This window comes from Methylotuvimicrobium sp. KM2, from assembly GCF_038051925.1.
In the GTDB taxonomy this organism is placed as follows: Bacteria; Pseudomonadota; Gammaproteobacteria; order Methylococcales; family Methylomonadaceae; genus Methylotuvimicrobium.
Genome location: NZ_CP150634.1, coordinates 1480401 through 1492326, shown reverse-complemented (window position 1 = coordinate 1492326; position 11926 = coordinate 1480401). Strand labels below are relative to the sequence as shown.

9 protein-coding genes are annotated in these 11926 nt (G+C 46.3%); 3 read left to right on the top strand and 6 right to left on the bottom strand.

Annotated elements, in window-relative coordinates:
* Positions 1–24: 24 nt before the first annotated feature.
* A complete protein-coding gene (locus tag WJM45_RS06405) occupies positions 25–2064 on the bottom strand; it encodes a GtrA family protein (protein ID WP_341328135.1) in 2040 nt (679 codons plus the stop codon).
* Between the two features lie 13 nt (positions 2065–2077).
* On the bottom strand, positions 2078–3028 hold the full coding sequence (locus tag WJM45_RS06400) for a glycosyltransferase (RefSeq protein ID WP_341328134.1): 951 nt from the start codon (positions 3026–3028) through the stop codon (positions 2078–2080).
* A 521-nt stretch (positions 3029–3549) separates the two neighbouring features.
* On the opposite strand from WJM45_RS06400, the gene WJM45_RS06395 reads away from it, so the two are divergent.
* The 3 genes from WJM45_RS06395 to WJM45_RS06385 are packed head-to-tail and all read left to right on the top strand — an operon-like array spanning position 3550 to position 6733.
* Complete coding sequence (locus WJM45_RS06395; RefSeq protein ID WP_341328133.1) at positions 3550–4662, top strand: transposase; 1113 nt, start codon at positions 3550–3552, stop codon at positions 4660–4662.
* A complete protein-coding gene (locus WJM45_RS06390) occupies positions 4622–5140 on the top strand; it encodes a transposase (RefSeq protein WP_341328132.1) in 519 nt (172 codons plus the stop codon). The genes WJM45_RS06395 and WJM45_RS06390 overlap by 41 nt, the downstream gene beginning before the upstream one ends.
* A 51-nt stretch (positions 5141–5191) precedes the next feature.
* Positions 5192–6733: a glycosyltransferase family 39 protein gene (locus WJM45_RS06385; RefSeq protein WP_341328913.1), complete on the top strand. Its 1542-nt coding sequence runs from the start codon at positions 5192–5194 to the stop codon at positions 6731–6733.
* A 62-nt stretch (positions 6734–6795) separates the two neighbouring features.
* Here the strand turns inward: WJM45_RS06385 and WJM45_RS06380 are convergent, their stop codons facing one another.
* From WJM45_RS06380 to WJM45_RS06365, 4 genes are all read right to left on the bottom strand, one after another.
* Positions 6796–6954: a hypothetical protein gene (locus WJM45_RS06380; protein WP_341328131.1), complete on the bottom strand. Its 159-nt coding sequence runs from the start codon at positions 6952–6954 to the stop codon at positions 6796–6798.
* A gap of 680 nt (positions 6955–7634) precedes the next feature.
* Entirely contained in the window at positions 7635–9188 is a 1554-nt protein-coding gene (locus tag WJM45_RS06375; protein WP_341328130.1) for an AAA family ATPase, read from the bottom strand.
* Positions 9189–9382: 194 nt separating this feature from the next.
* The gene (locus tag WJM45_RS06370; protein ID WP_341328129.1) at positions 9383–10537 is read right to left on the bottom strand and encodes an RNA-binding domain-containing protein; all 1155 of its coding nucleotides are present in this window, start codon (positions 10535–10537) and stop codon (positions 9383–9385) included.
* A 548-nt stretch (positions 10538–11085) separates the two neighbouring features.
* Positions 11086–11715, bottom strand: a complete 630-nt coding sequence (locus WJM45_RS06365) for a Uma2 family endonuclease (protein ID WP_341328128.1) — start codon at positions 11713–11715, stop codon at positions 11086–11088.
* Positions 11716–11926: the final 211 nt, after the last annotated feature.

Genomic DNA, 11926 nt, shown 5'->3' with positions numbered 1-11926 from the left:
ATATACTGGATAGTTTAAAAAGCTTCATCGCGGCGCTTTTTCCGGAAAATTGACGCGTTTTACCGCGTCCAGTTTCAGCGGAACTGGAGTCGTTCGTAAATATAAGTGGGTTCGACCCTTATGATGATGATGCTGATAAGTCTGCTTCAATCGAAACGGTGAAGTCGGGTGCCGTAAGGCTGACAGTAAAAGGTCGGAATGAGCAAAATGAGGCCTTATAAATGGTCCCTCTGCCACAACCACAGCACTACTAGAAATGTCGTCAAGTAAACCCAATACAGCTTCTGGTGTGTTTACCCGAAGGTCGTAGCGTTTACCCATAAAGTCTGACTTTGCCAGTAATTGCGAACTACGAACTATATAACTTTGACGTTCGAGATCGCGTAGCGCTACCTCTGCCGTCAATGCACCCTCAGCACCAGGGCTACCGTCAATAACAATCACACTTTCACCAAGCTGTGTTGTTATCTGAGCAGCTACTAAATCCATGCGCATATCGAATCTGTCGGGACGATCATGTAGAAATAATAATCCGGGAATACAAAAGATAGCGACTGCAACAGGGAGTATTATCCAAGATCGACCCAAAGCCAACTGCCACCTCCGCGTGCTCACCCAAACTCCAATGACTATAAAAATAGCTAAAAAGGGCATGGCAGAAGACATGTATCTCTGTTCCAAATCGACGGGTACGATGGAATGGAACAGAATAGTGGCGAGCACCATAGCGAGACCTGTTCTTCCAACTTCTAATAATTCAGGGCGATCCTTAATTGAGAGACTCCCGACAATGCCGACAAATGCCGCAATGGTACCAACGGGACCTAAATTTGAATAAAGAGCAGATAGGAAAGTTGATATCGCCAAAATAAAATAATCGACGCCCCATGCATAATTAAACCCATCACTGGATATCTTGAACGTCACCACAGTCCAGGCACCAACGATCAATAGCGTGAGAGCAGCGGCTGCATAGGTGCGCCAATTTAAAAAAACCTGCCAACGTCCTGTCAATGCGATATGAAAAAATGGAAACAATCCCAGCAACCAGCCGTTCCCTTTGACCAAGATCGCCACAGCGGTAATCGCTGCATAAGCCAATCCTCGCCGCAAAGTGGGCTCTTTAGCGTAAGCACTCCACAGCAACGCAGCCAAGAGGCATAATCCGGTTAATGCCTGATCCAACATTAGGTGCACGGTATTATTGAGTGTTATCGGAATCAACACATAAATAATCGCAGCTAGTACTGCCCATTGTAAGCCAAGTATTTGTCGAACCACCCTCCCAACCAATAAAGCAGGGAGCGCCCCGACCACCAAATTAACAATCATGAATGGGAAAGGGGCATGAGGCAGCACAAAGAAGAAGCTAGCCAGAAATACGTAATAAAGAGGAGGCCAATGCCCGATTGAAATTTTAGGATAGTGGACATAAAAATCTGTAGCATAGGTCAACGGATTTTGACCAATTGCCTCTGTCAAATATGACCAGATTAAGTAGCCATTGAGAAAGTGAGACCCTTCGTCACTTCCAGAAAGACCACTGTTCAAAGCATGAAGAGAGAGCATTGCCGTAGCCAAAACCGCTAACGCTACAATAAAAATACCCACGTCGAAGTGCCACGATTGACTCGTCATGACTCCAGAGCTTCTTGGGCTAATAGACACGGTCTCGCACGAACTGTCACTTGTCATTGTTATCTTTGCCTCCTTAAAAACGAAATGGCGATAGGCGTGAAAGCTAATCATGGTTTGACATGCAGTAGCCAAGGTTACAGCCGCCACAGGCCATATTCCGTAGCGCACGAGAAAAATGTAAATCAGGTAGTTAACTAAAGCCATGATCAATGCCACTATTGAATAATGCATGGCTTCAATTGTGGAGCGGGCCTTAGTGACCCTATACGTAAAGTACCGATTGGCGAGCCAGGTAAAGACCATGGCAAGGAAAATAGCGGGAATACGTGCGAGCCAAGGTGCGATCGTCAGTTGAATCAGCAGATAGGTGAGACCTGCATCGATGCAAAACCCCACTCCCCCGACCAGTAGAAAGCGAATAAACATGCTTAGACGCTTTCTATTTCTGAGTATGTGAATTGGCTACATACCACATCCGCTTCTGCTCAAGACGACCACGAGCAACGCTATCAAGGATCAAGCCGCTGATAGTGAATATACCAGCCATTAGTACGAGACCCGTAGCCAAAATGGCAGTCGGAAACCTTGGTACCAAGCCGGTTTCCAAGTATGTGAACAATAGCGGTAATGCCAGTACTATGGCCGCTACGAACAACATGATGGCAAGCACACCAAAAAAACGCGCTGGACGAATTTCTTTAAATAAAATCAAGAAAGTAAACATTATCCTTAGAGAATCTCGTACCGTCCGGAGCTTGCTGACGGAACCTTCTTGTCGCGCTCCGTAGTCAGTCTCTATCTCGGCGATTGGCATGCGAAGTTGGCTAGCGTGAACAGACATTTCTGTCTCTATCTCGAAGCCACTGGATATCGCAGGAAAACTTTTCACAAAGCGGCGAGAAAAAACGCGATAACCAGAAAATATATCATTAAATAATCGGCCAAACAGGCTACGGTACATTCGGTTAAAAAGACGGTTACCTAAACCGTGGCCCATACGATGAGCATTTTTGTAGACATTGCGCCGGGTACCTACAACCATGTCTAGATTTTCATCAACTAGGCGCTGGATCATCTGTGGCGCAACACTAGAATCATAGGTTCCATCCCCGTCTGCCATGAGGTAGATATCTGCGTCTATGTCTGAAAACATTCGCCTTACTACGTTCCCTTTTCCCGGCCATTGCTCGGTTCTTACTACGGCACCTGCTGCGCGCGCCTCGTCCTGAGTATTATCGGAAGATCGGTTGTCATACACATAAATTGTTGCTTCCGGGAGTTCTTTACGAAAATCCTCAACTACCTTTCGGATCGATAGTCCCTCGTTATAGCAAGGTAAAAGTACGGCAATTTTTCGAATGTTCGATTTATCTTGAAAGTTTTCACTCATCACCGGTTCCTTCTATTATTTTAAATTTTTCTAATTGGAGCTTATATTCTGCGCATCTAACCATACGTCCATCCTAGTCAGCTATATTGATAGAGGAGTACCTCCCGAAGTTCTGCTACACCTGGACTCAAAAAAATCCAAATAAGCAAACAGAGAGGTGTCCGGTAAAAAAGCATAGCTACCGACAGACAGATGTCAAAAATATAAACTGGGTTACAATCAAACTCAAAACCGAAAGACGTGGACAGATGTTCTGCGTGGACTTGCGAAGAAAAACTTTGTCGGGTTCTGGCGAGTTTGGAAAGCAAAATTGTATATGTGGTGAAATGGAAACACCATGCTTTGTTGTATTGACAAGCTACCACGGGAAATCCGGAAGAGCTATTTGTTTTATATTATTTCTTTCACCAATTCCGCTTAAATATGAACTTTACTAATCAAAAATCTAATTACAAGTAATCGTTTAGCCCCCATCACTAAAAAAGTAGCAACTCACGTTAAAACATGAAAAGCTATAGGACATGACGTTGAGCGACCGAGACCTTAGCCAAATGGACACGGACTATCTGGATGATTTGCCGGAGGGTGAGTTGCGTCCATTGAGTAAGCAACTGTTGGCGGATCTCAAAGAAGCCCGAGAACGACTCAAACAATCCCCGGATACGAGTTCGCGTCCGCCGTCATCCCGGGAGCCTTGGCAATCGAATCAATCCAGCGCCGAACCGTCGGAAGAAGCGCCGGCAACGGACGACTTGTCGGCACTGGATTCGTCTGAGTCTTCGTCAGATGACTTACCTAGCCAGGACTCGGCAACACCTCCGGCGGCGACCGGTGATAGCGGAAAGCCTAAAAAAGCCGGGCGCCAAGTCGGTAGCCCAGGCTATAGCCGCAACCTGACCTTACCGGTGACACGGACAATTGAGCATCGCCCGGATTGCTGCGCCGCGTGTAGGCAATCGTTTGCCGACAACACCGACTACCGACCCTGGAACGCCCGGTTCGAACTGGAGCTTGAAATCGGCAACGCCGAATCGCCGAAATTACAAATCGAACATAGCCGACATGACTACTTCTCGGCGACCTGTCCCTGCGGTCATCAAACCCGCGCCGAGCCCGGGCGAGGCGCCGACGAAGATGGCTGGAGCGTAGCCCTGAGCGAATGGCATCTGTGCGGCCCTCGGTTGGTTAGCTTTTTGGTTTATCTCTCATTGTCCCTACGGGCATCGCGCAGCAGAATCCAAGCCTATTTGCGCGATTGGCTGGGAATCTACCTCAGCACCAGCACCATCAATCAATGCATTCATGAAGCGGGACGTGCCGTTGCGCCGGTCGTCGACGAGCAGTTGATCGCGGAACTCAAGGCCGCCGGCCTCTTACATATCGATGAAACACCCTGGAAAGAAGCCGGACAGTTATTTTGGCTCTGGGTCTTTGTCAGCGCACAGACGGTGATTTATCAAGTGGGCAAACGCCATCGTCTCGTCGTGAACCAGCTCTTAGGGGAAGCGTTTTGCGGCTTACTGATGACCGACGGCTACAGCGTCTACCGCATCTTTCCTAGGCGCTTGCGCTGTTGGGCGCTGTTGGGCGCACTTGGTACGCAAGGCCCGAGCACTGTATCAGTGCCTGGATAGCGAAGGACAAGCTTTCGGCGAAGCCTTGTTATTGGCCATGATCCTGTTGATACGCAACATCCACCGACTCCGCGAATCGCCGCCGGATGCCGAAACCTTATGGGCGCAGAATCAACAGTTGCTGACCTTGCTGCGCTCGCTCTGCGAGACGCACCGAGACATCGCGCATGTTGACAGCCGCAAATTGGCCGGCGAATTTCTCAACGATTGGGAGGCCATCGTGCGCGTGGTCGAAACGCCGGCGCATCCATTGACCAACAACGTGGCGGAACGCAGTTTGCGGCATTGGGTATTGCTGCGCAAAATCACCTTCGGTTCGCGGACGACACAAGGCAGTCGCGTGGTCGCCTTGCTGGCGAGCGTGATTGATACCGCGCGTTTGAGAGACCTGAATCCTTGGGAGTTTATTGCTCAAACACTGGCCGAACGCCGTAAAAACCAACCCGTCCCTCGTTTGCCTATGCCGGTTTTGGCGTGATAGGAACAGGGGGGGCTAAACGATTACAATTACAAAGCAGTTTTTGGATATATTTTAATTGTAGTCGTAGCATTTGTTGCAATTGGAATCAATCGAATTGGTTATCAAGGTTTTGAAGACGATACTAATTACCTTATAGCAGCAAATGGATGGTTACAAAATCCACCCTTTATTGCTGAAAATCATTGGCAAACTCGCCTACCTCTGATTTTAACGATATCAACTTCTATTGCATTGCTTGGACAAAGTGAGTTTTCCGTATCCTTGGGTGCAAGTATATTCTATCTGGCATTGATCGTAGTATTAGTTTATACCGTTAAATCTTTAATCGATCAAAGAACAGCCCTGGTTTTTGGAACACTCATAGCAACCTCACCTCTTTTGGCCATATACGGAACAACTCTATATCCCGAAATTTATGAGTTATTTTTTGCTATGGCGGGAGTCTCTTTATTTTTGATGGTAGCCGAGAAAAAACTGAATAATGATTTGGCTCCTCTTTTTTTCTCGGGGATTCTTTTGGGATTAGCGTTTCTCACTCGAGAAACAAGTTCAGCGATTTTGCTGTTCCTGATAATTTTATTTCTTGCTGGATACGGCCCACTGAGATCTCGTTACTGGTTTATGGCAGGTGGATTCTTACTTGTCGTGATTAGCGAAGCAGTATTCTATTGGTACTATACTGGTGAGCTTTTATACCGGTATCAACTTGATTCTGGTCATGCTCAAATTTTTTCGAATCATTTAAAAGGTGGCGTTTACGATGGCTCCCCTTTTTTTAGTATTAAGCTTATGTCTCTCTGGGTATCTGATAGCCCATTTCCCATACATTGGTTTATAGATCCGTTTGTTACTTTTTTTATTAGCCCTGCTTATGGAGGCGTTTTTTTATTTGCATTATTTGCATTGGTAATGCTGCTCAAATCAAAAACTCTCGACAATAAAACCAAGAAGGTTTTGAAATTTTCTATTTTTATTTCAATAGTTTGGTTCTTTTTTATTGTATACGTACTTGTTCTTAGGCCACAATCCAGATATTTCTTGCCACTCATTGTTGCCGCTAATCTGCTTATTTCGATTTTTTATTCTAACTGTTTGGTTCCACGCCGACCATTGATAGCTAACATTTTAATTGGCACAATTATTATCATAAATCTAATTTTGATTGATTTGCGCCAAGACCCCCGTTACATTCCAAAATTATTAACTTCGACTGCAAAACGTTACGACGAACCAATCTATGCAAGAGCCGATTGGATAAAATCAGCTTCTGCGCTTCATACTAATAAAGAACGCTCCCAACTCAAACCTCTTCCTGCCCCTCAGCAAGGGTTGCTTTTTACAGAATCCGCCTCGGCTCAACCAACAATTGGCAAAATAATAGATGTGATAAAAGGGCCTCGCCCATTATCACTCCTCTTGATAAGTAATTTCCCTCTTATTAGTGAAAAGGTTAGTAACTATATGAATCAAACTTATCCGGAATTTTGCGTAGTTCGATCACAGGTGTTTATTGAAAATAATAAAACGGGCCATAACGAAAAAGCCGACATTCCACTCCCTTCTAAAAAAACATTCATAAACAACAAGTAAACAACTAAATTGTTCGGCGAAATCAGCATCCAAGTTTATGGGTTTATAATCAATATCTTATGTTATAAGTACGGAGTATCGAATAAAACAATAAAGCCGAACCAATCGAAAAATGTCAGAAAAGCATAAGGCTGCAAAAAACCTCCGATAACGATTTTGTATTTGAGCTGTAGATAGTTCAAGACATCCTCGTTTTCGACCCGCTCGTAAATAATTTCCACTGGTATATACCTATCGCACTTCAAATTTCGGCATTAGCGTATGGAGGCGTCGGGGTGTTCGGCAAAGGCTTTGGCAGCATGGATGCTGTCATAGAGCCTACATGGACGTATTCACGGCGTCCTTTGACGGGCACCCCGACGCCGAAATTTGACTAGCAAAGGGTACACATAAGTCAAAAATTACCCTTTTGCAACCTTAACCAATGAGACCTCGATACCATTTATTGTGACTTAACACTTTCGGCCTCGAGATCGCGATCAGGGGATCGCTCCCACAGAGCGTCCGCCGCTCTCTGTGGGAGCGACGCCTTCGTCGCGACTATCGAAGCCAGTAATGCTCAAACACCAATAGCCTTTTCGGACAACACAACCATTTAGCGCTCGATCGCTACTTTTTGCACAATTAGGTATATTTATACTTATGCGCTGGAGCGTGGGAACGATAAGGGGGATGTGAATAATTACGTCCGATGAGTGCCGGTGGTTTTAAGTTGCCTGCTAATTGAAAGACCGTTTTTTCTTGGTCGAGCCATGCGTTGTTTCACTAGTTCTCATCGTTGTTCATAACTCGAAGATTCCGCCTTGCCATTTTAGCTAATGTGACTTCGATAGTCATTTATTGTCACCTAACGCTCTCGGCTTCGAAATCGCGATCTGGGGATCGCTCCCACAAGTGGAAATCAGCTTGCCGCTTGTTCGACTTCAAAGCCTACCACCGAACGGCTGTCTTTGCTGAATTCTACGCCGATCAGGTGGATCGGTTGATTTAAGCTTCGGTATTTGTCGGCATAGCGTTTGTCTTTCAACTGCTGTATGGCTTTTCCTTCCGGGACTAATTCGACAACTTTGAATTCGAACAGATAGATTTGCTCGTTAAAGCGGACCGTCATGTCGATGCGGCCTTGGTGCGTGACGTCTTCCAAGACGATGTCTAAACCCAATGCCGCGATGTGACTGTAAAAGACGCTTGCGTAGTAGCCTTCGTATTGTGCTATCGGGTTGTTTCGGTACCAGTCGTTCGGGATGCTGGCATAGAGGCTTTCGAAATGGGTTTTTAGGCCGTCGAAGTCGTTCGCGCTCAATAAATCATAGAATCGGCTTTGGGCTTGTTCGGCCAACATGCCGTCGTTGACCAGGCCTTTCAGTAAGGCATCGTTCAATGCGCTTTTGACTTCGAGATTAGGGTATTTCAGTGCATATTCGATTCGCGCGCCCTGTTGTCGGCTGCCGTTCAGCGTTAAATAACCGGTCTGCCAGAGCAGAGCCACGGTGGCGATGTTGTTGACGTCGAAGGTCGACAGCAGTGCTTCGCTGGCGTGAAGGCGTTCGAAATCCGGTGCAAAAAAGCCGCGCTCGGTCAATACGTCGATCAAGAACGTCGGCGTGCCGGTTTCGAACCAGTACGGTTTGAATTCTCGGGTGCTGAATAACAGCAACAAATCGAACGGGTTGTAGACCGCCTCCCCCATCCAGTTGTAGCCGTTGTACCATTCGCGCATCTGATCGCGGTCGAGCCCTTCCAGTTCCGGCGCAAATACCGTGTCGACATCTTCAGCGGTGTAGCCGCAAAGGGCCGAGTAGCGTTTGTCTACAGTGATGTCTTGCAGATTGTTCAGTCCGGAAAACAAGCTGACTTTGCTGAATTTGGAGACGCCGGTTAGAAACGTAAAGCGTATATGTGCGTCCGAGTCTTTGATTACCGAATATAAGTTGCGCAAGCCATGGCGTATTTCGGCGGCAAGTGCCGGGTTAGTAATGTTATCCAATATCGGTTTGTCGTATTCGTCGATCAACACGACCACCCGTTCACCAGCGGCTTTGGCTGCACCTTGTAACAGTTCGGCAAAACAGCCCGGTATATCCGTTTCGTCGCTGCAGCTGAGCCCAAGATTTTCTCTATTGGTGCGTAATAAGGCGAGTATGCGGCGTTCCAAATCCGCTACGCTGCGCACCACGCCGCCGCCGAAACTGATGCGAATAACGGGATTTCGCTTTGACCAATCCCATCGGTCTTGACAATACAATCCCTGAAAATGCGTTTCATTACCGGAAAATAATTCGCCTATCGTATCCAAGAGCAAGGATTTGCCGAAGCGGCGCGGTCGGGATAGGAAATAATATTTTCCTTCGTTGATCAGGCGCAGGATAAATTCGGTTTTATCGACGTAATAACAATTGTCTTGCCGAATTTCGCGGAATGTTTGGATGCCGATGGGGAGTTTTTTTCGGGTCATGTGCATGATTTCGGATTTTGAATGTGTTTTTGGCAGTAGTGTAGGTCGGGTTAGCGCTAGCGTAACCCGACATTTTGTCTATCGATATGTCGGGTTACGGCTCCGCCTAACCCGACCTACGCGGCTCTTTTAGCACATTAGGCCTCGACATCGCGACGTAGGCGTCGCTCCCACAGTAGTGCTCAAAGTATCGTTCAAGACTCGTCCCTTGCAATAATCACTTTAAACTGACTGCCTTCCCGATCATCAATTAACTCGATTTCGGGATAGGCCTTTAACGCACGACGAATGCCGTTACCCAAGCCGCGATAAGGTAAAATTTTAGCCGCAAAAGAAGCCAACACCGGGTTGCGAATATTGGAATTCCCATTTTTGATGTGATCCACCGTTAAATTATTCGGTAAATGCCCCGGGCTGATGATTTCGATACGATTGTCGAATATAAACATGCGTATCGGTGCCGAAATAAAATAATCGCGATGCACCAAGGCATTGATCAGCAATTCTTCCAAAGCGATTCGAGGAATTTCCAACTCACCTTCGGTATTGACATTGCGTTTTCTTTGCACGCGTCTTAGTTGCCGAAGCAAAAAAGCCAAAGAATTGTTGAATACGGTTTCCAACTTACCTTCGATATCCTGACTTTCGATATACCGGTCAAGATGAATGTCGTTACCGGGATAAGCGACGGCCTTCACGATAAATACCGGTAATTTGATAGACGGCATTTTGCAAAACAGTAAGGCACCGGCAAGATTAAAAACACCGTCTTGCATCAGATTCATATTGCTGAGTAACTGACTGTACGATATTGCCAAATCGTCAGGCATTTCACCGTATTGTTTCATCACGAATTGATTGAAATAATCTCTGTCCAGCATTTCTATGCCCATGCCCGTTACTGGCACGACGTCCGCATGCAGCAAGTTGGCGCTTTGATACATGCGTTGAATTTCCTCGCGCGCAGTGACTCTCCGTTTATCCGCGCCGGACTTTACCCAAAAAAAACCTTGTGCATCCATATAGGGTTTGTTGATGCCTTGAGCAATTTGAATCGCGACCACTAGTCCTTGTTTGGTCACAATATTTTCAGTAATCGGGTTAATCGCAGGCCGAACCGATTGCGAAGCAGTATTTGCGATGAGTTGATTTAATACCTGGAGATCTTGCTCCGATACTCCGACAATCCTCCCTGCATCATCAATACCCACGAAAATAGTTCCGCCTAAGCCATTGCTAAAGGCGACCATTTCAGCCGCTAACGCATTACCGTTGTTGATGGATTGTTTAAATTGCTGGCGACTGTCTTCGCCTTTGCGTAACAATTGTTTTAATTCGTTTTCGGTCATTGTTTAGTGTTTCGTACTATTTTAGGAACGGGCATGTAATAAGTTAGGCAACTGACTCCGTAATTTTTGTTCGTATTCAAGGCGCGCAAACAGGCTCATAACAAGCTATGTAATTGTTTGCGCAACACAGAATCCTCTGTGTCAATATACCGACCTGCACGACCGATTAAACTTGGCTTAGCTGTAACCGCTTCATGTGAAGGAAAATTAGCCCTTTTTCGGTACATCGTGAAGCTAGCGCTTCACACATCTGTTTAACAGTGAGTATTCAGTCCCCCTCTTTGAAAAAGACGACTGCATGGACAGATATTTGCTCCTGCAATATCTGCCTTCACCACCTCCCTGTGGATTATGCAGGAGGTAGGACACCAACAGTAGGCGCTTTAGGCGACGCAGGAGCAGTTGCCGAGGGGTTAGGGGGAGATTTTTTAAAATAAATCCCCTTTTTTCAAAGGGGGAGGCCAATATCTACGCCTGAATTGCGGTAATTTGCCAACGGGGTCTGAATACTTGCGTTTAACAAGCTGGGGCTTGGGAAACAGCAGAAATTACGCTTCATCACGCGAACTAGCAGCGTCTTCCAAGTTTGTTTTTTCATTCGCTTGTTGCGTCAGATAATTAATAACATCCCCGTTTTCGACTCGTTCATAGATCGCCTCAACCGATACCTGTAAATCGATGGACTCTAAATAAAGTTCATCGCCCATGAAGTAGTGCTCCGATTGCCAATGATTTTTGCGTCGGCTGATATCCACGTCGACAAAGTCTTGTTCGATGACGATGTATTCTTGCAGACTTTCCAAACTTTGATAAGCCTGCCTTTTTAGGGTTTGATCGATTTTACGCGTGGCTTTGGATAAGACTTCCACGATGATGATCGGCGTATCGGTGACACCGTAGTCGTTGCTGTGATGATCGCACACCACCAGCACATCGGGATAATAGAAATCGTCGGCTACCTGCACTTTCATATCGGATGCAAAAGGTTCGCAGGGGGTTTTTGTTAATTGGGTATGCAGCGCGCTTAGCATATTGGCAACAATACGATTATGATTCGTGCTCGCTCCTGCCATCGCATAAACTTGTCCGTCGATGTATTCGTGCTTGATTTTGCTATGTAGCTCGCCTTCCAGATAATCTTGTATCGATAGAGAGTCGATTTTGTATTCCAGGTTCATCGCCGTTACTCCTAATATTTTTGTTTATCGGCTTGTGTTATGGCTAGGATTCAAGTCATAAGTGCAATCGTTGTATTTATGATAACGGATCGCTCAACGTTTTCGACAGCCGCCCGTTGAAAAAAGTCGGGTAGCGCTGGCGTAACCCGGCCTACACGGCTCTTATAGCCAATTAGGCTTCGATACTAGGCTGTTGAAAAATGCCATTATG